Here is a 20,293-nt window from a genome sequence, read left to right on the forward strand (position 1 = left end):
TGATATAAACCAGACAATTCAAAAATAACTTTCCCTCTTGCCTATTTTTAAAAGCACCGCATAATTCAGGAAATCTCGTCGGGGTGCTCGACCATGCAATATGCTGATTGAGCTGAGAGGCTAACGCTAACCCGCAGAACCTGATCCGGTTAATACCGGCGGAGGAAACTGAGATGCTGGGATTGGCAAAAGCCAATAATCCACCTTCCCCAAAAGGAACAGCATGAACGGCTTCCTCTGAATATAAAACGGAGGAAAGCATGTCTGCACCAATAGCCCTTACAATCGCCGGATCTGACAGCAGTGGTGGCGCGGGTATTCAGGCTGATATAAAAGCAATGTCCGCTCTGGGTGTTTATGCTGCATCGGTCATCACGGCCCTAACCGCGCAAAACACCTGTAAAGTGCATTCAATCTTTCCGGTATCAACAGACTTCATACAGGATCAGTTATATACAGTCTTCGAGGATTTGAACGTCAAGGCCATCAAAATCGGCATGCTGGGAACCCCGGATATTATCAGCTCTGTTGCAGATGTTCTGAAACACTACCCGCAAATTCCGGTCGTTCTTGACCCTGTGATGGTAGCAAAAAGTGGTGACAAACTCTTACAAGATGACGCCGTTGCAAGCCTCAAAGAAAACCTGCTCCCCCTTGCAGAAATTATCACTCCCAATCTACCGGAGGCAGCTGTCTTAACAGGAAAAAAAGAACCCACGTCTATTCAAGAGATGAAAGACATGTTGGCAGCGCTTCAAGTCATCAGTCCGAAAGCCATTCTTTTGAAAGGCGGACACCTGGACGGAGACAAAAGCGATGACCTGCTCTTTGACGGACAAAATGAAATCTGTCTGAGCTCAGAGCGCATAAATACCAAGAACAGCCATGGAACAGGTTGTACCCTTTCCGCGGCAATTGCATCTGGAATTGCCAAGGGGTTCTCGCTTTTAGAAGCCGTTAATGCTGCCAAAGAGTATCTAACCGAAGCTCTTCGCCATGCCGATCACCTGGAAATAGGTAAAGGACACGGCCCTGTTCACCATTTCCACGCAAACTGGAAAGTTTAAACACAACAAGGTTTCCAACAAGATAAATAAGTTGCGTTTAATAATGCCCAGCCCGGAAAATAGCGTTCATATTCAAGACCTCAGCCTTTCTTATCAAGAGAAGCAAGTTTTCAAAAACTTTTCTCACTGCTTGAAAGGCGGGAAGTGGAACGTGTTACTGGGACGTAGCGGCGTTGGAAAATCGTCTCTTCTCAAGGCCATCGCAGGCCTCCTTTCTCCATCTTCCTATCAAGGGACAATAAAAGCCGACGACGGCTCTATCCTATCAGGACAAGTAAGCTGGATGACCCAGGATGCCCTGTTACTGCCCTGGCTCAGCGTTTTACAAAATGTTTTGATTGGCAACAAGCTGAGGCAGCTTTCCGGGACAAGCGCAATCAGCGAAACAAAGGCAAAATCGCTATTGTCAGATCTTGGTCTCGTATCATATCTGGATATGAAGCCCGACAACCTGTCCGGTGGCATGCGTCAAAGAACAGCCTTGGCAAGAACGCTTTTGGAAGACCGCCCCATTGTCCTTCTGGACGAACCCTTCTCTGCACTGGATGCCATGACGCGTTCAGAAATGCACGATCTCACTTCCCACTACCTGACAAACAAAACGGTTGTCATGATCACCCACGATCCTCTCGAAGCCCTGAAGCTCGCAGATATCGTTTATATTTTAAAGGGACCGACGATTACCAGGGCAGAAGTATTCATACCTTCGTCCTGTCCACCACGAGATACCAAGAACCAATCTCTGTTGGAAGAACACGACATTCTGATGGGGCAACTATCTGATTGCAAAGCACCCTCATGACCAACTTCATTCGCCCGCTCGTCATCATCATCGGACTTCTTATCGCTTGGCAGGCCATTGTTTATATCACGGCAGCTCCCCCCTATATTCTGCCTGATCCTCTTGCCGTGTTTGGAACGCTCTACAGGCGATTTGACACATTGATCAATCACGCCGGGATAACCTTGCTAGAAATTATTCTTGGCTTTCTTTTCGGCAGCCTGTTGGGGTGTTGTTCAGCCCTGATCCTCGCCACTGTTAAATCAGTTCGCGACTGGCTGACACCTGTACTTGTCATTACCCAGTCACTGCCCGTTTTTGCCCTCGCGCCCATTCTTGTCTTGTGGCTGGGCTATGGACTGCCATCCAAAATTGCCATGGCGGTTTTGATTATCTACTTCCCGGTAACCGCAGCCTTTTATGACGGCTTAAGGCGCACCCCGAAAGACTGGCAGGCACTGGCCCGGGTAATGAATGCCAAGCCGCTGGCTTTTCTTATCCATGTTCGCATTCCTCTGGCGCTGCCAGCCTTATCATCAGGCCTACGCGTTGCCATGGCCACAGCCCCGATTGGTGCCATCGTTGGCGAGTGGGTCGGATCATCAGCCGGCTTGGGTTATCTAATGCTTCATGCAAATGGCCGCATGCAAATCGATCTTATGTTCGCGGCCCTACTCCTCCTCTCCGTTATGGCCGTTACCCTCTATCTCACGACGGATTACTTACTACACAGCCTTCTTCGACATCTTTCACTTGATGATCACAAAACACGATAATTCCCCTTACTTAAGGATCTTATGATGTTACGAAAACTTACTGTTACGCTATGTGCTTTGGCTGGCTTGTTAAGCCTTTCAACACAGGCAATTGCCAACGAAAAACTCACTGTTTTGCTCGACTGGTTTGTGAACCCGGATCACGCCACACTTGTGGTAGCCAAGGAAAAGGGGTTCTTTGCTGAACAAGGACTGGATGTAGATCTGATTGCTCCGGCAGACCCCAACGATCCCCCGAAACTGGTCGCGGCAGGAAAGGCAGAGCTTGCCGTTTCCTACCAGCCACAACTTCATTTGCAAGTCGCCGAAGGCCTCCCACTAACACGTGTTGGGACACTGGTCGCAACGCCCTTGAATTCCCTTGTTGTTCTGAAAGACAGTCCCATCAAGTCCATTGCAGACCTGAAAGGCCGTAAAGTCGGGTATTCCGTTGGTGGCTTTGAAGATGTCATTCTGGACGCAATGCTGGAAAAGCATGGTCTGGATGTAAAGGATGTTGAGTTGATCAATGTTAACTTCACACTGTCGCCATCACTTATCTCGGGTCAGGTTGATGCTGTGATCGGAGCTTTTCGGAACTTTGAACTGAACCAGATGGATATCGTCGAAAAACCGGGACGCGCTTTTTATGTAGAAGAAGAAGGCGTTCCCTCTTATGACGAACTTATTCTTGTCGCGAACAAACAAAATGTCGACGACCCGCGCTTCCCCCGTTTCCTCAAAGCTTTGGAACAAGCCACGACCTATCTGATCAATCATCCACAAGAAAGCTGGGAGCTATTTATCAAAGCCTATCCGGATCTTGACGACGAGTTAAATCGCAGAGCTTGGAAAGATACCCTTCCACGTTTTGCCCTACGCCCCGCTGCTTTGGATGAAAAACGTTACAGCGATTTTGCTGATTTTCTAAAAGCCAAAGACCTGATCAAGGAAACTGGTGACGTATCGGAATATGCCGTAACCATCAGATAAAAATATCCAGAATAAAACCGATAAGGGCTGCCCAACCTATGGCAGCCCTTATTCTTATTCTACATCATTTAAATGGGTTCTGCTTTTCCCTGGCAAAAAGGACTAGGATTGCAGCAACAACCAGCCAAACGATCATTGGAATAAACCCGGCTTCAAACGCAGGGACATCATAGACACGTTGCCCAGCTTCTGTTGCGCCACTCCAGTTCAGATCAATAAGAACACCTGTTAGGGGTTGCAAGACCATAGGCCCAATCATGACCCCGGTATTACACCACCCGAGCGACGTGCCTTGTAAACGGGCAGGAACAGCTTCTTTGGCCCAAGATAGCCCCACAATCATTACACAGCTTCCTGTTGCAGCAATAAATAACCCCAAACCAAGAACAACTAGGGGAAGATCGGATATCTGTGTGACCACAAACCATCCAGATGCTGCGGTAAGGGCAAGAATTGCAAAGGGTAATTTTCGTTTACCAGACGCATCGGACCAATGCCCCAGCAAGACGCCACTCCCGGCCCAAACAAGTAAGGTCACAGTGGTTATGAGCGCAGCTTCGGAAGTCGTAAAACCATAAGCCACCTTAAGAAAAGGGACGCCCCAAAGCCCGCCAAAGGTCAACATTGACCCCGCAGATGCCCCACAGGCCAGCGTCAAAAGGAAAACCGTGCGATAAGTAATTGCTTCTTTTAAGTCAGCCAGTATAGATTGCTTCGGTTGACTATCATCGTGTTCATGACCATAGCTTTTATACCCAAGATCCGAGGGATCATCCCGTAACCAGATCCCTGTAGCCAATGCCAGCACCCCGGTAATACCGGCAAAGCCGAGCATGACATAACGCCAGCCAATCAGCTCAATCATTTGTTGTAATGGCGCCCCGGCAACAACAGCACCCAGATTACCGGATAAAAGTCCCAGACCAACCAACAATGCAAAACGTTTAAGGTCAAACCAATGCAGGGCGATCTTCATCATCGTGACAAAGGCCACGGCAACAGAACCACCGATCAACAAACGACCAAAGCTGATAATCCAGTAATTGGGCGCAAGCGCAAAAATCGCCGTCCCGATTGCCGCAATCACAGCCCCTGTGGTTAAGAGTTTCCGCGGGCCGAAACGGTCTGCCATAACCCCGACAGGTACCTGCATGACGACATAGCTATAATAGTAGAAACTCGCCAAGGTCCCCAAAGTAGTTGCCGTCAATCCAAACTCTATAGTCAAAGGTTCCGCCATAACGCCAAAGGCAATACGGTGAAAGAACCCGATCAAAAAGAGCATCGCACCTAACAACCACATCAACCAAGACAACCTGACAGGAGGCTTTTGCAACAGCAAAGATTTATCGGACATAACGGTAGAATGCGACAAAGAAATTTTCCCTATAACTAAGGAGACAAGAGGTAAAGAAAGAGTAGCTCTGTAGCAAATATTTTAACAGCTATCCACAGCCGGGGTAATTTTGCAGTAACCAATCAGTAACTGATATCAATGGGTCAGACAAAAGAATCATATCAGAGCGTGAAAGCACTAGATAACCGCTGCCATCACACCCTGATATAATGACTGGCAAGCGTTTAATAAGCACGAGACCAGAAAGATTGGCAAAGCCTATTGTTACAGATTCACTTTCGCAAAAATGCTACCCATGCCTCAAGCCTTAAGGAAACCTTCTACACGCGACAAATCATCTGGCTTATTGGCGTTATAAAAGGGATCAATAGCTTCATCCCCAATGACAACATCGTCAAAAGTAACATGGCAAATCCCATGACGCTCTGTCCAACGATCAACCTTACGCATTTTTTCTTGTACAATCGCTTGCCGTAAATCAGTCCGCAGCGCCACGGACCATAAACCAACAACAGGATGGGTTCGACCATGTGACATAGCACAAGCCAAGGGCACGTCCTGTTTAATGACTTCAAATACCATTCTTTCCACAAGGTCATCAGGGATAAACGGGGCATCACAAGGAACGGTAACGACCCATTCTGTTTCGGGTGAATGTTCAGCCACCCATTCCAACCCCGTCAAGACACCAGCCAAGGGCCCCGGATTATCACCAACCACATCAGCTGCAACGGGCAACGAAAATTCCTTGAAACGCTGGCTATCACCATTGGCATTTAGGACTAACGGCCCGACCTGAGGTTGAATGCGCTTAATAATTCGCGCAAGCATACTTTCGCCAGCCAAGGGTTTGAGCCCCTTGTCACCACCGCCCATCCGGCGGGCCAGACCACCCGCTAAAATCACACCAGCAACATCAGTCATTTAATTTGACCCTCTTTATGCCCGGTTCCTTCAACCTGGGCAATCTGGGCTTTATGCCCGGTTCCTTCAACTTGGGCAATCTGGGTCCCGGTTCCTCTGGTCTCCGTCCCTCTGGTCTCGGTCCCTCTGGTCTCGGTCCCTCTGGCCGCAGCTCTTTGATGACGCGGATCTTCATCTTCCAAATCTGACGCCTGATGGTCAAAAACAATCCGGTCCTGACCAGCAAGGGCAGTGAAACGTTTTCCTTTGGCCCGACCTATTAGTGTCAGGCCCGCTTGTTTGGCCAGATCGACACCCCAGGCTGTAAAGCCGGAACGGGAAACCAATACAGGAATACCCATCTGCACCGTTTTAATTACCATCTCTGATGTCAGTCGGCCCGTTGTATAGAAAATTTTGTCCGAGGCAGTGACATTGTTCAAAAACATATAGCCTGCAATTTTATCAACGGCATTATGGCGTCCAACGTCTTCGATATAAATCAAAGGCTGATCACCCTGACACAAAACGCATCCGTGGATCGCTCCTGCTTCCAGATACAGACTGGGCACCATATTGATCTTACGACTGAGGGCATAGATCCAGGATGTGTGAATCTTAGCATCGGCGGGAAGCTTGATATCTTCAAACTTTTCCATCAAGTCCCCGAAAACCGTTCCCTGGGCGCAGCCAGATGTCCGTGTTTTCTTTTTGAGCTTCTCTTCATAATTTGTTTCGCGTTCAGTACGAACAACAACCAGATCAAGTTCTTCATCCACATCAATTGCCGTGATCACATCATCACGGCGCAACATGTTTTGATTAAGAAGATAACCAACGGCCAGATAATCAGGATAGTCCCCAATGGTCATCATGGTAACAATTTCCTGACCATTCAGAAAAAGCGTCAGGGGTTTTTCGACCACGACCGGAATTTCAATGACATTGCCATCCTGATCGGTCCCCGCCACAGCCTCGGTTAAACCTTCTTTAGCGGGATTTGGTCTCAGAATAAATTCTGCCAGTGTTTCTTCGTCCGCTTTCGCCACTCGGCGGCGCGTCTTTTTTTCCTGATTGGTATCGTTCATTCAAGGGTCCATAACAATCTTTATCAGCCTTGGTATCTTCGACGATAGACACCTTCCCTGATATATCCATTACATCGAATGACACTATGTCGATTTTTCCTTGCAGGAACAAGCAACACCCTGATCGTGAATAGCTATCTGGTATTAGGCTGTCACACCAATGTTTCCGTTTTGACATTTATTTACAGTTGAAATTCGACCAAAGAAACATCAGCCCTTCTCAACATATCCTCTTGCTTTCATGGCAATGAAGAGGATTAATACACAACAACAAATTTGGGCAGACTCCTGATACGTTATCCATATGCGGTTACGAGGCCGGTCTGAACCATTCAAATGAATATATAATTGCTATCTCGGAGGCACATCATGATTTCCAAGAATTTGGGATCCAAAATTTTTGCAGCAACAGTAGCACTCGGTCTATCTTTCCCTTTTGCTGCACAGGCAGAAGACGTTGTTGTTGCCACTACTGCTATTGTAGAACACCCAGCTCTTGACGCTGTGCGGGACGGTGTACGTGACGAACTTAAAGCCCAAGGCTTTGAAGAAGGCAAAAACCTGACCTTTCTTTATAAAAGTGCACAAGGAAACCCAGCAACAGCGGCCCAGATTGCCCGTGAATACATCGGGAATGGTCCGAATGTAATCGTACCAATTGCGACCCCTTCTGCTCAGGCAGTTGTTGCGGCAACAAAAGATATCCCTGTTGTTTTCTCTGCCGTAACTGACCCTGTTGCAGCCAAACTGGTTTCCAGCGAGGGGCCATCAGGTACAAACGTAACAGGAGTCAGCGATCTTTCCCCAATTGATCAACACATCGCCCTGATCAAGGAACTGACACCAAACGCAAAAAGTATCGGTGTTCCCTATAACCCCGGTGAAGCAAACTCTGTTGTTCTTCTGGACCTTGTCAAAAAGCACGGTGCAGCCCAGGGCTTTGAAGTTATTGCGTCCCCTGCGACTAAAACAGGTGAAGTTCTAACCGCAGCTCAAAATCTGGTCGGTAAAGCCGACGTTATTTACGTAGCCACAGACAATACAATCATCTCAGCCTTCGAAGCTGTGGTGAAAGTCGGTATTGATAACCAAATTCCCGTTTACGCTGGCGATACAGATTCTGTAAAACGCGGTGCATTGGCAGCTCTTGGCTTTGATTACTACGATGTAGGGCGTCAGACAGGTAAAGTTGTTGTTGATATCCTCAAAGGTAAAGCAGCAGGGGATATTGCCTTTCAGGGCGTGAAGAAAACCAATCTCTTCGTTAATCCAGGCATGGCAGAAAAGATGGGCGTAACTCTCCCCCCAGAAGTCATCGCCCGCGCAACAGAAGTGATCAAATAGGATCCTCTATTCTGTTCCAGTCATAAGAACTATTCTGTTCCAGTCATAAGAACTGAGACAGAAAAGCGTTTAAAGAAGACGAAATTCGTTTTGCGGATTTCGTCTTCTTGCGTTATGGAACTATCCAAGCAGCGTTACCCACGCAAAAATACAACAGTTAGAGAGCCGCAAGGCTTCGGATAAATGAACCTTATTTCTTTTATGGGTGCCATCGAATTAGGCTTGATCTATGGTCTAATTGCTTTAGCCGTCTTCTTGTCGTTCAGAATTCTTGATTTTCCAGACCTTACCATTGACGGATCTTTCCCTTTGGGGGCTGCTGTCTGTGCAACAATGATTGTGTCTGGCTACAATCCTTTGTTAGCCACGGTTATTGCTTTTTTAGCTGGCGGGATGTCTGGGGTCGTCACAGCCTTTTTGAACTTACGCTTCAAGATCCTCAATCTTCTCGCCTCTATTCTGACCATGATTGCGCTCTACTCTATCAACTTGCGTATTATGGGCCGCCCGAACGTGGCAATCATTACGGAAGAGACAATTCTTACGCCTTTTGAAGGGCAAGGCTTGCCCGGGTATTATCTAAAACCGATCATTGCTGCTGTTATCGTCTTTGTCGTTGCCCTCATCGTGGCGCGTTTCCTCAATTCCGACTATGGGCTTGCTATGCGCTCGACCGGTGCGAACCAGAAGATGGCACGTGCGCAAGGCATTGATACCAACAAGACAACCTATATCGGTATGGCACTTTCAAATGCCCTTGTAGGGCTGGCCGGGGCTTTGTTCGCACAAATGAACGGTTTTGCAGATATCACCATCGGGACTGGTACAATTGTCATTGGTCTTGCTGCCCTTATTGCAGGTGAAGCAATCTTCTCAACACGCGGAATGTTAATGGCGGTGCTTGCCTGCATCTTTGGCTCTATTGTCTATCGTATTGCCATTGGACTGGCCCTCAATGCCGATAGTATCGGGCTGGAGCCTTCGGATCTCAACCTTGTTACCGCCTTATTGGTTACAATTGCCTTAGTATTGCCCGGGGCCAAAAATCCCCTTAAAAAACTGATGAAGCGGGGTAACTAAAAATGATCAACGTTCAAGATCTCCGCATTACTTTTGGCAAAGGCACGCCAAACGAAAACAAAGCACTCCAAGGTGTAAACCTGTCTGTTGCCGAAGGAGAATTCGTTACTGTCATCGGATCAAACGGCGCAGGTAAATCCACTTTTATGAACTGTTTGACGGGCGAGCTGATCGCGGATAGTGGCACCATTACAATTGATGGCAAAGATGTCAGTCGTTGGAAAGCAGCCCGGCGCAGCAGTTTGGTCTCTCGCGTTTTCCAGGACCCTCTTGCGGGAACCTGCGAAGCTTTAACCATCGAAGAGAACCTGTCCCTCGCACACTCAAGAGGGCAAAAACGCGGCTTTGGGCTGGCAATCAATAACAACAAACGCGACCTTTTCAGAGAACGTTTGTCTCGCCTGCGATTAGGGCTTGAAGACCGTTTGGCAGACAAAATGGGCCTCCTCAGTGGCGGTCAGCGTCAAGCCGTCAGCCTGATTATGGCAACGTTACAGCCAACAAAATGCCTGCTGCTTGATGAACACACAGCCGCCCTTGACCCAAGAATGCAAGCTTTTGTCCTTGAGCTTACCAATGACATTGTCAAAGAAACCGGCATCACAACCTTGATGATTACCCACTCAATGGGGCAGGCTCTTCAGTTTGGAACGAGAACTGTGATGTTGCACGAAGGACAAGTGGTACTGGATGTTTCCGGTGAAGAGCGCAGTTCCATGACAATTCACGATCTCGTCGAGATGTTTGGCAAAGTTAGAGGTGAAGAGCTCGACAGTGATAGCCTTTTGCTTGGGTAGGTCACAGGGCTAGAACGACTTATCATACACAAGCCACGAGCAAGAGCGCTCAAAAGAAACAGGCACATTAAAACAGGAGGGCGACGTAAGAATATGAAACATCTTTCCCTTACGCCCCTCTCCTCCTTTTATTTCATCTGCGCTATATTTACCTGCTTTTCTTTATTTCACACGACAGAAAGCAGAGCGGATGAACGCAAAACTTGTTTTCAGCATGACAAGGTTTGTTACCTGACCAGCGAAGACAAAAAAGGCGCGCATATCAGTGCCCAGAACAGCTATCCTTTTCCGATGCGTGTATCCTTGCACCTGACAGGACATAATATTACGCCGTCCCAAAAAACAGTAAACGCACGACTTGGTCCTGGTGAAATAAAAAACATTATATCCATTCAGGCAAAAAGCCATGGTCAATGGCGGTACAACTGGACATCACAACTTCATCCCGATACAGGCGACGCCGCACACGATGACACTGTGCTCTATCAACTCCCTTTTCCCAAAACAAAGTCCTATCCGATATCCCAAGGCCCGAACGGCGCTTTTTCTCATAGGGGGCCAAACAGCTTCGCCATAGACTGGGCGATGCCTGTAGGATCAGAAATTTTGGCTGCGCGCGAAGGAACTGTTATCGCACTCAGAGAAGATTCATCCCGTGGCGGTGCTTCAAACCAGTATAAAAGTGAAGAAAATTACCTCTGGATCAGGCACCCAGACGGAACGATAGGGCAATACCTGCACCTCAAAAAAGACGGTGTTGTTGTCGAGGTTGGCGACAGGGTAAAAAAAGGTCAGCTTATCGCCTTTTCGGGCAACACGGGCTATTCTTCAGCGCCCCATCTGCATTTCCATGTATCAAGTTCTCAACAACATGGTGCAGCCTTTAAAAGCCACCCTGTTAATTTTGCTCCCCGCTGATTTCCAATCCGTTTTTTGCAAGCATTCATTCAATTCCATTTATCATTGGCTGATTTGTTTTTCAGGTAAAATCCGAAAATTGCGGGTATCATCAACCAGAAACCTGACACGGGTATCAGCATGATTCCCAACGCCGTCATCCCCACCAAGGTAAAGAGCAGAACTTCCTGAAAAGGTGGTATCTTTTTTCCTTTTTCATCCCGATCAATCAGGTGTCCGACGAGAAAAAGCGGCACACCAAAGAAAAAGAACCAAACTGTATTACTGATTTCATAGTTCGCGATCCCGGTATCAAAGAAACCATCCATAAAGATGAATGCAATCTGGCTCGGGAAAAGAACAAAGGTAAAAGCAACATGTGTTATGGCGACCCCCATTATCCAGCGCCCAACCCACCGCTGTTCAATGAAATATGCCTGTAGTTTTTTCCAGTAGCGTTTCAGGAACAGTTTCTCTTCGGATATCTTTTCATGAAACAGACCTTTCTCTCCCCTCATGGTTATGGGCATCATGACACTCCAATCCACTTGTTTCCGGTTTTGACTGTTGCGCCCAACTTGCTTAACAGCAAAATCATTCCGCGGTAAGTTCGATCAAAATACAGAAGGTTCCGATTAATCTCTTTCATAAAGGGGGTTATTTTTCGGGTGTCAGCCATCTTGATTTCAGGCCATTCCCGATTGGTAAAATCAAACTCTTCAGCCAAATAGGGTTCAATCATCCACTTTTGAATAACGTCCAGCTGAGGCTGTAAAACGGATCGGAATTCCTCATCCGTCATTTCATCCTTGCTCAGTTCCAGATCTTCATAAAAATCTCTCAGTTTTTCGTAGTCGGGCTTAACCGTGTGGTGATGAATGAGAAACCTGTAATAATCGGATATTGTGTTTGTAAAACAGCGATCCATTTTTCGCACACACCCAAAATCCAACAGCCCCAACTTTCCCTTTTCCATAAACAGAAAATTACCCGGATGAGGATCTGCATGGACAATCCCCAGTTCAAAAAAGCTATCAAAGAAAAAATCAAACAGCAGCTGTCCATAGGCATTTTTGTCTTCTTGCGAAGGCTTGGTTGCCAACCATTCATCCAAATGAGATCCTGTTAATAGTTCAGTCGTTAAAATATGTTCCGAACTGTAGTCATCATAAATTTCCGGTACGATAATGTGATCGTTTTTTATTTTATCTCTGAACCACTTCAAGCTCTCAGCTTCTTGAAAATAATCAACTTCGCGATGAAGTTGGATGGTAATTTCATCCAGAACGGTATCGATAATATTTTTATCCGGCATCAAGTCAGTCGAGGCTGAAAAGACCGTCAACAAACCACCAAGCATCTTCATATCGCTCTTAATGGATGCGGCAATCCCCGGATACTGAACCTTCACGGCAACATCCTGCCCTGAAGCCAGCTTCGCTTTATGAACCTGGCCTAAACTTGCCGCAGCGAATGCTTTTGGATCGAACGTTTCAAAAATTGTCCCTGGACTCTTTCCGAACTGATCACGAAAGACCTTATCAACCAGCGCCCGGTTTAAGGGTGTTGCCTTGTAGCAGGCTCTGGATAATTCTCGTCGAATGCCTTCGGGAAGAATATCAGCCTCCATGCTCAGAATTTGCGAGGCCTTTAAAGCAGTACCTTTAAGTTGATTCAACGCTTTAAAAAGTGTTTTCCCAATATCTTCTTCATGTTTGATACGTGCATCTTCTTGTTCATGAGATGAAGATTTTGGGGAGAGTTTTTTCTTCCCGACATGGCCTAGATGACGCAAACCCACCTTGGTCGCAGTTAACCCGATTGTTGCAGAACGGTGTAGTTTTCTGGTTGCAATTGATCCCTTAGCCCCCATGTTTCCAGCCCCCTTTTCTGGAAACAGAACCTGCCCCTTTACTGGCCATTACGCCGAGGCCCTTCATCAGACCCGTGAAGCCCTGACCATTTTCCAGAAACCGCATCATTTGGCTTTTGATCATGAAGCTTACCAGATCAATACCCTTGCCAAGAACACCGCTCTTTAACAATGTGGCGAAGAAACTTGTGGAAACCTCAACAAATTGAGTGGTTTGGGTGAATTCTTCACTATCATCCTGTAGCCAATAGAGAACTATTCCCAATAATGCATCGACCATCAAATGTGCAACGGCACCTTCAAAGGGAACATCTGGAATCTCTTCACTTTCTACTGACTGTTCAAGTATTTGTATGATTTTCTTTTTCAGGGCCTTGCTTGCCGGAAACTCCCGCTGCATTAAAAATGCCGGAGACTCACGTAAAATATCTATACTTTCAGCAACGAATTCACGATTTTCAATCAGGATATCTAGATAATTATAGATGAAGAACTGAAGTTTTTCTTCGAGGGTGAAGTCTGCAAAATCGTCAGCTTCCTCAACGAGTTGAAGAACATCGTTCAATACCGTCTCGTGATAAGCCAACAGAAATTTATCTTTATTGGGGAAATACTTATAGATCGTTGAATCGCCTATTTTTGCCGCTTTGGAAATTTGTTTCATCGAAACATTGTGAAAGCCATGCTCGGAAAATAAATCCACGGCAGTAGCAATCAGCTTCACTTTATTTGCTTCTTTTTGCTTGTTAGATATTTTCATATTGAGAATAGCTTTCTATAAAAATTAATTTTATACAAATTAATGTATAGTAATTATTCATAAAGACAATAGCTTTAACAAACATCCCCTATTCCAACCTCTCCAAAAAACCAGTTAATTAATAAATATCAATATGATAGAAAATATCTGCCAATTTGACGCACCCCAAGACTCCTAAACCTCGAAGAAAAACAGAGCCTGTTCCCCATAGGATAAAATTGCTAAACTTAAGCAAGACGCGGCCTAAACAATAAGCACGTGTTAATTTGAAAGGTAACTCTGCTTGCCTTTATAAAAATCAGGTTAGGAGGTGAAGGTTGGATTTTTTAATGATCCCAAGCCACGAAGAAATTACTCACTGGATGGAACAAATCACCACCTGGTTAGGGCAAAATCTTTTGAGTTGGCCGGTCATTTTCCAACTGGGTTTCCTTCTTATCCTTTTACCATTAAGTCGTTACCTCGGAAATAAACTGCGGCCGATGGCAAGTGAGTGGAAACAGTTTGCCAAAACACCCCAAACCTTGCGACTTATCCTGACCAATCTATTACCCATGATCCCATGGGTCGTATTTCTTTTGATGCTCTGGATCACACTTGGTGCCCTGATTCAGCTTGAGATGCCAGTCCGCACACGTTTCCTGATCAATACAGTCGCCAGTTTGACCCTGGCCTGGGTAGTGATAAACCTGACAACCAGCCTGATAAAGACACGCATACTCGCGCGACTTGTCTCTCTCTTTATCTGGTCTGTCGCCGCTCTTAATATTCTGGGACTGCTAGACTTTGCCGAAGAAATACTGGATGCTGCAGCTTTGGACGTGGGCGGTTTGCGCATTTCGGTCCTGATGGTCCTGAAAGGCGTTATTTCACTGGCTGTTTTACTTTGGGCTGCCATTGCTTTTAGCTCTCTACTGGAACGCCGCGTAAAGTCAGTCCCCGAATTAACACCTTCAGTTCAGGTTCTTCTGGGGAAATTACTCAAAGTCACCTTTATTGGCCTTGCCGTCATTGTTGGTCTCAAAACAGTCGGCATTGATCTTTCTGCCTTTGCCTTATTTGGTGGTGCTTTGGGTGTCGGTATCGGCTTTGGATTACAAAAAGTCATATCCAACTTAGTATCAGGCATCATTCTGCTAATGGATAGGTCCATTAAACCCGGTGATGTCATCGCCGTTAATGATACCTATGGCTGGGTCAAATCATTTGGTGCCCGCTATGCATCTGTCATTACAAGGGATGGCATCGAACATCTTATCCCGAATGAAGAGTTTATCACGCAACGCGTAGAAAACTGGTCTTACACAAATAGCTGGGTAAGGGTGAGAGTACCAATCGGCGTTTCCTACAACTCAGACCTTCACAAGGCCATTAACCTTTGCATTGAAGCAGCAAAAGAGAACAAACGAATTCTGGACAACCCTGCTGCAAACTGTCTGGTACGGAACTTTGGCGACAACTCTGTAAACCTGGAGGTTCGGGTATGGATAGCCGATCCGCAGAACGGAGTAGGTAATATAACCAGCGAACTATTGCTGGCTATTTGGGACAAATTCAAGGAAGAAAATGTCGAATTTCCTTTCCCACAACGCGACCTTCATATTAAAGCGCCTATTCAGATTGAAACCATACAGAACCAGACAGACCTTGCACGGGATTGAACAACATCACCAACATGTTTATCAAAGCGAGGCCATCAAATCCAGCAGGTCCAAAGGCTTGTCGATAAGATGTTGTACACCAGCGGTTTTTAATTCCGAGGCGGTGCCATACCCATAGGTAACACCTACGGATATCATCCCATTATGCTGAGCCCCCATTGCATCATGCTTTCGATCCCCAATCATCAACGATTTTGAAGGACAGCAACCTGTTTCCGAAAGCGCATATTCCAGTAACTCAGCTTTATTTGAACGTTTACCATCCAGTTCAGAACCAAAAATTCGTTCGAAAAACTTATCCAGCTTGAAGTGTTCAACGATTTGTATTGCATAGATTTCCGGCTTGCTGGTCGCGACATAAAGGGGAATATTTTTCTCACGAAGCTCTGTCAAAAGCAGCTCTATTTCTGGATAAACGGCATTCTCGTACAGCCCCTTTGCAGAAAACCGTCGACGATAAAGAGCAATTGCGTCATCGCTCAAAGACGGATTACCAAGCAGCTGATCAAAAGATTGCTTCAAGGGTGGTCCAATACACCACTCAAGGTCGTCACCTGACAACACCTCTCGGTCAAGTTCTCTCAAAGCGTACTGGATTGATTTGGTTATTCCTTCTTTCGGATCAGTTAAAGTACCATCCAAATCAAAGAAAATTGCCGTCATTTTGCCCTCCCAGGCGATAAAACTGGAACAAGAGTACTTTATTTACATACCAGACAGTGGCAAGCTTGTTATCAAATAGGACAGAGAGAGAAAGCCTGACCCTGACATGCACCAAACATTAGATCCTCGCCTTCACCCGATCAGAGAAGATCTTGCAGCTGAATATCTGCGAGACAAAGTCAAGGCATCTACTTTCAGCAAAGGTTATGCAGCCCAGATATCAGCCGGGATCGTACCTCTTAGGCGGCGCCCCGCTGATGAGGCAGGGCAGGATACCGAACTTCTTTTTGGCGAGAAAGTTACTGTCTATGAAGAAAAAAATGGCTGGGCCTGGGTCCAAAACGCCAAAGACAGTTATGTTGGATACATCAAAACGAACAGCCTGTCGCGGGAAGTTCGACACACAACACACAGGGTAAAGGCCCTGCGAACCTACGTATATCCACAACCTGACATGAAAATTCCCCCACTAGATATGCTATCTATGGAATCTACAGTTCTTCCCCTAAAAGAAGAAGGACGCTACAGCCAAATTCAAGGCGGGGGCTGGATCTTTACAGATCATATTTGCTCTCTCGAGACCAAAGCCATGAGCCACGTAGATGTTGCCTATCAATTCTTAGGCACGCCCTATTTTTGGGGCGGAAAATCTTCAGTTGGGATAGACTGCTCGGGCCTGGTCCAAGTATCCCTTAGCGCCAGCGGCATAAACACACACCGAGATACCTATGTACAGGAAACAAACGCAGGCTTCCCTGTAAATTCTGAACAGTGTAGCGAAGGTGATCTCATCTACTGGCCTGGGCATGTTGCCATTGCACTGGATAAAGAAAATGCTATTCATGCAACTGCCAATTCGATGGATGTTTTAATTGAACCCATTGCCCATATAACGGAACGAGTCAAAATCGAAACAGGCGGAACAGGCATAACCGCAATCAAGCGAGTTTCATCAACTTAACTGTGTAAATACGACAAAGTGACAAAGGCGTTTGATATATGACAAAGCACTGCCATTTTGTTTTTCATACAAAGAAGACATTTAATTGACTTGCAATTAATGCCCGATACGCCAAAGTGTAGGAAAGATTTTCAGGCATAATAAAACGGAACACCTGAAATCTCAGGAGATATAATTGATGATTAAATCGTCAACCACACAAAAGGGCCTCAATCAACCTGTGGCTTCGACAAACAAAGCGACAGGCAATATTCAGGATGGTCATCCCGGGATGATAGATCCCTTTGGGCGCATGGTTGATTATCTACGAATATCAGTCACTGACAGATGTGATTTTCGTTGCGTATATTGCATGTCCGAAGACATGAGCTTTTTGCCAAAAAAAGAATTACTGACCATTGAAGAACTGGAACGAGTTTCAGGAGCCTTCATTAATCTTGGTGTTAAAAAGTTACGCTTTACAGGTGGCGAGCCACTGGTACGAAAAAACATAATGAAGCTGTTTAATGGCCTGACACCTTATCTGGAATCAGGGCAACTGAGGGAAATGACCCTGACAACAAACGGCAGCCAGCTGGAAAAATACTCGCAACAGCTGGCAGATGCGGGTATGCGACGTATTAATGTTTCTCTCGACACACTCAACAAAGATAAATTTGCTGCCATTACGCGCTGGGGAAAACTGGATCAGGTTCTTGAAGGCCTACAGGCCGCAAAAAAAGCAGGACTAAAAATCAAAATCAACACAGTTGCCCTGCGTGGTGTCAATGATGATGAGCTACATACTTTGGTATCTTGGTGTGGGGACGAAGGCTTTGATATTACCTTTATCGAAGTCATGCCGATGGGTGATATAGGGAATGAAAATCGAGTTGATCAATACCTACCGCTAACAGAAGTACGTACAATTTTGGGCGAACACTGGACCCTGAACGAAAGTGATCACAAAACCGGCGGCCCAGCCCGCTATGTAGAGGTTAAGGAAACGGGTGGAAAAATTGGTTTTATAACCCCCATGACCCATAACTTCTGTGAGAGCTGCAACCGGGTTCGTATGACGTGCACAGGAACGCTCTACCTTTGCCTTGGACAGGATGATGCAATGGATTTACGGGCACCTTTGCGCAGTAGTGACGACAACGGCCCGTTGGAACAGGCAATCTTTAAAGCCATCGCCCGAAAGCCAAAAGGGCATGATTTTATCATTGATCGGGAAGCAGCCCCATCCGTTGCACGACACATGAGCGTCACAGGCGGATAAAAATTAAGGGAGCTTCAAATAAGCTCCCTCAGTTTGCTGATAAACCCCCTGTTTTTTCTGAGCAGGGGGATTTTTCTTAAAAAAAGAAGCTTTGATTCCGTTTTGTTCCCCTTTCGATTCAGGAACGTTCCGTGAATCTCCACCAACATTTTGAGCGTCGGACTTTGTCAGCAGTCTGAGGGAGCTTCAAATAAGCTCCCTTTTTCACATCGCAGGACTAAAAACTCATTTCCCTTTAAACATGGGAAAAAGATAATACCAGACGACACCCAGTGCCTGCGCAACAAGCAACATAATAATACCCGCCTGATACCCTTCGCCAGCGTAACCACCAGATGCTTGTGCGGGCCATAGTTCGATTACCGCGCCAACGGCCCACTGACCAATAAACGCAACCACAAACACAAAAGAGTTCAATGCAGTGTTAACTCGGCCAGCCAGATGACTTGGGAAAAATTGCGAAAACCCGGGATAGATAAGATAGCCCGCGGTACCCAACAGACCAAAAGCCATCCAAACAATGCTTACCAGAAAAAAGGAATTCATTTCGAACAACAAAAGAGCCTGCGGGATCATACAAAGTAACATACCATAAAACCCGATTGTAATCGGACTAACCTTATGACGGCGCACCCAGTCTGTCACGATACCACCAACCAGAAATCCCGTAAAAACAGCAATAGCAATCAGCGTCAAGCCCCACGCGACAATATCCCGTTCAAATCCGGCAACATCGCGCAACCAAGGGCCAGACCATAGTGCTTGTAAGGAAAAGAAGGCAGCTTGGGACATGACGGTAAAGGGCATTATGCGCCAGAAAAAAGGGCTTTTAAAAACCAGTCCATAATCTTTGATCTGCTTCGCAACACTTTCACTCGCCGGCACCTCGCCACGCCTTGGAATTACGATGTAGATCAATGCTGAAATAATCAAAGCCATTACCGCAAGAACAATAAAGACTCCTCTCCAGCCCATAAAGTCAGCAAGGAACTCTACAGGTGCTGTACCCGCAATAGCTCCCAGACCGCCAGCTGCGAGATGACAACCATTAATTAAGGCAAGTCGCTCTTTAGGAACCCAACTGACATAGGCCTTAAACGCAGCCATCATACAGGCTGAAACACCAAACCCAATTAACGCCCGCGCCAAAATAAGCAGAGGAAAACTTTCGGCCCAAGAAAATAAAAATGCACCGACAGCGGCTAGCACTAGGAAAATACTCTCGACCTTTCTCGGTCCGTAACGGTCAAGTAACACCCCCAAGGGAAGCTGCGTGAGCGCAAAGGCGATGAAGAAGGTACTTGTCAACAACCCAAGGTCGGCAGCTGACAAATCCAATTCCGAAATAAGATCAGGAGCAATTACAGCATTCACCACCCGCAATAAAAACGAGAGAAAATACCCAATGGCAAAGGGGAGAAAAATACGGACAATCATATGGATTATCTTTTACATTCAAAAAGAAAACTGGATCTTACTGAAGAATAATCTGGTGCGTAAAGTTACGACCATTAGTTATCGTAATCTGGGTAAACCCCATCATTGCAGCGAGATCGAAAAATGTAAAAACATCTTCGACACCCAGTTCCTGAAAAACCGGTAAGGTTCTGACCCCGGCTGTCATATTTGCAAAAATGGCACGTGCGCGATAAATCGTATCCATACGACCATCTTCCAAACCAACAACGATTAATTTTTGTGCATCTTCGCCCTTAGCAAATATTGCTGCAGTTGGGGCAAAATCCCTTTGCATATTCTGTTGCGTGATTGACGTCACAAAAGCAACGCGTGTTTTCCTGTTCGCGGTTGCTATTTGTTTCGCCCTAGCTTTGTAAACTTCCCGATAGACAGGGTCAGGATAATAATACCCAGCGTGACGGTCTGCGGCTTGAACGGTTACCGCCATAACACTGCCATAACTCAGAACGGCCAAAATGGCCAAAAAGAATGAACGGATCAAAATAAATTCCCCTTATAAGTATTTTATTTATTAATCAGTATCAGACATTTTGACAGCGCTGCAAGTGGCTGTCAGTCTATTGTTATTATTTG

At 46.2% G+C, this 20,293-nt stretch carries 20 protein-coding genes and 1 riboswitch; of the genes, 11 read left to right on the top strand and 9 right to left on the bottom strand.

The window, feature by feature from the left end; all coding sequences use genetic code 11:
* The first annotated feature begins 69 nt into the window (after positions 1-69).
* A riboswitch (TPP riboswitch) is annotated at positions 70-185 on the top strand.
* A gap of 75 nt (positions 186-260) precedes the next feature.
* From thiD to WH95_RS13025, 4 genes are read left to right on the top strand one after another with little or no spacing between them, the layout of a single operon-like run.
* Positions 261-1,067 (top strand): bifunctional hydroxymethylpyrimidine kinase/phosphomethylpyrimidine kinase, encoded by an 807-nt coding sequence (thiD, locus tag WH95_RS13010; RefSeq protein ID WP_046507962.1) that lies wholly within the window; start codon positions 261-263, stop codon positions 1,065-1,067.
* A 43-nt stretch (positions 1,068-1,110) separates the two neighbouring features.
* On the top strand, positions 1,111-1,869 hold the full coding sequence (locus WH95_RS13015) for an ABC transporter ATP-binding protein (RefSeq protein ID WP_046507964.1): 759 nt from the start codon (positions 1,111-1,113) through the stop codon (positions 1,867-1,869).
* Complete coding sequence (locus WH95_RS13020; RefSeq protein ID WP_046507966.1) at positions 1,866-2,624, top strand: ABC transporter permease; 759 nt, start codon at positions 1,866-1,868, stop codon at positions 2,622-2,624. The genes WH95_RS13015 and WH95_RS13020 overlap by 4 nt, the downstream gene beginning before the upstream one ends.
* A 21-nt stretch (positions 2,625-2,645) precedes the next feature.
* Positions 2,646-3,596 carry an ABC transporter substrate-binding protein gene (locus WH95_RS13025; RefSeq protein WP_046507969.1) on the top strand — a complete coding sequence of 317 codons (951 nt, stop codon included), beginning with the start codon at positions 2,646-2,648 and terminating at the stop codon, positions 3,594-3,596.
* Positions 3,597-3,660: 64 nt separating this feature from the next.
* Here WH95_RS13025 and WH95_RS13030 read toward each other — a convergent pair whose 3' ends face one another.
* The 3 genes from WH95_RS13030 to fdhD all read right to left on the bottom strand — a co-directional run bounded on the left by WH95_RS13030 (position 3,661) and on the right by fdhD (position 6,944).
* On the bottom strand, positions 3,661-4,971 hold the full coding sequence (locus tag WH95_RS13030) for an MFS transporter (protein WP_157845964.1): 1,311 nt from the start codon (positions 4,969-4,971) through the stop codon (positions 3,661-3,663).
* A 282-nt stretch (positions 4,972-5,253) separates the two neighbouring features.
* Positions 5,254-5,877 (bottom strand): molybdenum cofactor guanylyltransferase MobA, encoded by a 624-nt coding sequence (gene mobA, locus WH95_RS13035; protein ID WP_046507974.1) that lies wholly within the window; start codon positions 5,875-5,877, stop codon positions 5,254-5,256.
* Complete coding sequence (gene fdhD, locus WH95_RS13040; RefSeq protein ID WP_082114144.1) at positions 5,874-6,944, bottom strand: formate dehydrogenase accessory sulfurtransferase FdhD; 1,071 nt, start codon at positions 6,942-6,944, stop codon at positions 5,874-5,876. Before fdhD ends, mobA begins: the two co-directional genes overlap by 4 nt.
* A gap of 369 nt (positions 6,945-7,313) precedes the next feature.
* Here fdhD and WH95_RS13045 point away from each other — a divergent pair, with 369 nt between their 5' ends.
* The 4 genes from WH95_RS13045 to WH95_RS21800 all read left to right on the top strand — a co-directional run bounded on the left by WH95_RS13045 (position 7,314) and on the right by WH95_RS21800 (position 11,083).
* A complete protein-coding gene (locus WH95_RS13045; RefSeq protein WP_046507976.1) occupies positions 7,314-8,288 on the top strand; it encodes an ABC transporter substrate-binding protein in 975 nt (324 codons plus the stop codon).
* Between the two features lie 183 nt (positions 8,289-8,471).
* Positions 8,472-9,368, top strand: coding sequence for an ABC transporter permease (locus WH95_RS13050; RefSeq protein WP_046507978.1), 897 nt, complete (start codon positions 8,472-8,474; stop codon positions 9,366-9,368).
* Positions 9,369-9,370: 2 nt separating this feature from the next.
* A complete protein-coding gene (locus WH95_RS13055; protein ID WP_046507980.1) occupies positions 9,371-10,165 on the top strand; it encodes an ABC transporter ATP-binding protein in 795 nt (264 codons plus the stop codon).
* A gap of 93 nt (positions 10,166-10,258) precedes the next feature.
* Positions 10,259-11,083 carry a M23 family metallopeptidase gene (locus WH95_RS21800; protein WP_052742010.1) on the top strand — a complete coding sequence of 275 codons (825 nt, stop codon included), beginning with the start codon at positions 10,259-10,261 and terminating at the stop codon, positions 11,081-11,083.
* Positions 11,084-11,112: 29 nt separating this feature from the next.
* Here the strand turns inward: WH95_RS21800 and WH95_RS13065 are convergent, their stop codons facing one another.
* Genes WH95_RS13065 through WH95_RS13075 form a run of 3 tightly spaced genes read right to left on the bottom strand, consistent with a single transcriptional unit; the run spans position 11,113 to position 13,695 of the window.
* Positions 11,113-11,595, bottom strand: coding sequence for a DUF6463 family protein (locus WH95_RS13065; protein ID WP_046507982.1), 483 nt, complete (start codon positions 11,593-11,595; stop codon positions 11,113-11,115).
* A complete protein-coding gene (locus WH95_RS13070) occupies positions 11,592-12,935 on the bottom strand; it encodes an ABC1 kinase family protein (protein ID WP_046507984.1) in 1,344 nt (447 codons plus the stop codon). The genes WH95_RS13065 and WH95_RS13070 overlap by 4 nt, the downstream gene beginning before the upstream one ends.
* Complete coding sequence (locus WH95_RS13075) at positions 12,925-13,695, bottom strand: TetR family transcriptional regulator (RefSeq protein ID WP_046507986.1); 771 nt, start codon at positions 13,693-13,695, stop codon at positions 12,925-12,927. Before WH95_RS13075 ends, WH95_RS13070 begins: the two co-directional genes overlap by 11 nt.
* Before the next feature lie 329 nt (positions 13,696-14,024).
* On the opposite strand from WH95_RS13075, the gene WH95_RS13080 reads away from it, so the two are divergent.
* Positions 14,025-15,356 (top strand): mechanosensitive ion channel family protein, encoded by a 1,332-nt coding sequence (locus WH95_RS13080; protein ID WP_046507987.1) that lies wholly within the window; start codon positions 14,025-14,027, stop codon positions 15,354-15,356.
* Positions 15,357-15,377: 21 nt separating this feature from the next.
* On the opposite strand, the gene WH95_RS13085 is transcribed toward WH95_RS13080, so the two are convergent.
* On the bottom strand, positions 15,378-16,019 hold the full coding sequence (locus WH95_RS13085) for an HAD family hydrolase (protein ID WP_046507989.1): 642 nt from the start codon (positions 16,017-16,019) through the stop codon (positions 15,378-15,380).
* Positions 16,020-16,125: 106 nt separating this feature from the next.
* On the opposite strand from WH95_RS13085, the gene WH95_RS13090 reads away from it, so the two are divergent.
* Together WH95_RS13090 and moaA are read left to right on the top strand one after the other, a co-directional pair.
* A complete protein-coding gene (locus WH95_RS13090) occupies positions 16,126-16,980 on the top strand; it encodes a C40 family peptidase (protein WP_046507991.1) in 855 nt (284 codons plus the stop codon).
* Between the two features lie 271 nt (positions 16,981-17,251).
* The gene (gene moaA / locus WH95_RS13095; RefSeq protein WP_046508143.1) at positions 17,252-18,241 is read left to right on the top strand and encodes a GTP 3',8-cyclase MoaA; all 990 of its coding nucleotides are present in this window, start codon (positions 17,252-17,254) and stop codon (positions 18,239-18,241) included.
* A gap of 225 nt (positions 18,242-18,466) precedes the next feature.
* Here moaA and WH95_RS13100 read toward each other — a convergent pair whose 3' ends face one another.
* Both WH95_RS13100 and WH95_RS13105 read right to left on the bottom strand, forming a co-directional pair.
* Entirely contained in the window at positions 18,467-19,678 is a 1,212-nt protein-coding gene (locus WH95_RS13100; protein WP_046507994.1) for an MFS transporter, read from the bottom strand.
* A gap of 37 nt (positions 19,679-19,715) precedes the next feature.
* A complete protein-coding gene (locus tag WH95_RS13105; RefSeq protein WP_046507996.1) occupies positions 19,716-20,201 on the bottom strand; it encodes a hypothetical protein in 486 nt (161 codons plus the stop codon).
* Between the last annotated feature and the right edge of the window lie 92 nt (positions 20,202-20,293).

Source organism: Kiloniella litopenaei, assembly GCF_000982415.1.
GTDB lineage: Bacteria > Pseudomonadota > Alphaproteobacteria > Kiloniellales > Kiloniellaceae > Kiloniella > Kiloniella litopenaei.

Bases quoted from the DNA above. Each gene is read 5' to 3' on its own strand.
- WH95_RS13080 (WP_046507987.1), top strand. From the start codon at position 14,025: ATGATCCCAAGCCACGAAGAAATTACTCACTGGATGGAACAAATCACC.
- WH95_RS13075 (WP_046507986.1), bottom strand. From the start codon at position 13,695: ATGAAAATATCTAACAAGCAAAAAGAAGCAAATAAAGTGAAGCTGATT.
- thiD (WP_046507962.1), top strand. From the start codon at position 261: ATGTCTGCACCAATAGCCCTTACAATCGCCGGATCTGACAGCAGTGGT.
- WH95_RS13100 (WP_046507994.1), bottom strand. From the start codon at position 19,678: ATGATTGTCCGTATTTTTCTCCCCTTTGCCATTGGGTATTTTCTCTCG.
- WH95_RS21800 (WP_052742010.1), top strand. From the start codon at position 10,259: ATGAAACATCTTTCCCTTACGCCCCTCTCCTCCTTTTATTTCATCTGC.
- WH95_RS13025 (WP_046507969.1), top strand. From the start codon at position 2,646: ATGATGTTACGAAAACTTACTGTTACGCTATGTGCTTTGGCTGGCTTG.
- WH95_RS13020 (WP_046507966.1), top strand. From the start codon at position 1,866: ATGACCAACTTCATTCGCCCGCTCGTCATCATCATCGGACTTCTTATC.
- WH95_RS13055 (WP_046507980.1), top strand. From the start codon at position 9,371: ATGATCAACGTTCAAGATCTCCGCATTACTTTTGGCAAAGGCACGCCA.
- mobA (WP_046507974.1), bottom strand. From the start codon at position 5,877: ATGACTGATGTTGCTGGTGTGATTTTAGCGGGTGGTCTGGCCCGCCGG.
- WH95_RS13085 (WP_046507989.1), bottom strand. From the start codon at position 16,019: ATGACGGCAATTTTCTTTGATTTGGATGGTACTTTAACTGATCCGAAA.
- WH95_RS13015 (WP_046507964.1), top strand. From the start codon at position 1,111: ATGCCCAGCCCGGAAAATAGCGTTCATATTCAAGACCTCAGCCTTTCT.
- WH95_RS13065 (WP_046507982.1), bottom strand. From the start codon at position 11,595: ATGATGCCCATAACCATGAGGGGAGAGAAAGGTCTGTTTCATGAAAAG.
- moaA (WP_046508143.1), top strand. From the start codon at position 17,252: ATGATAGATCCCTTTGGGCGCATGGTTGATTATCTACGAATATCAGTC.
- WH95_RS13070 (WP_046507984.1), bottom strand. From the start codon at position 12,935: ATGGGGGCTAAGGGATCAATTGCAACCAGAAAACTACACCGTTCTGCA.
- fdhD (WP_082114144.1), bottom strand. From the start codon at position 6,944: ATGAACGATACCAATCAGGAAAAAAAGACGCGCCGCCGAGTGGCGAAA.
- WH95_RS13045 (WP_046507976.1), top strand. From the start codon at position 7,314: ATGATTTCCAAGAATTTGGGATCCAAAATTTTTGCAGCAACAGTAGCA.
- WH95_RS13090 (WP_046507991.1), top strand. From the start codon at position 16,126: ATGCACCAAACATTAGATCCTCGCCTTCACCCGATCAGAGAAGATCTT.
- WH95_RS13050 (WP_046507978.1), top strand. From the start codon at position 8,472: ATGAACCTTATTTCTTTTATGGGTGCCATCGAATTAGGCTTGATCTAT.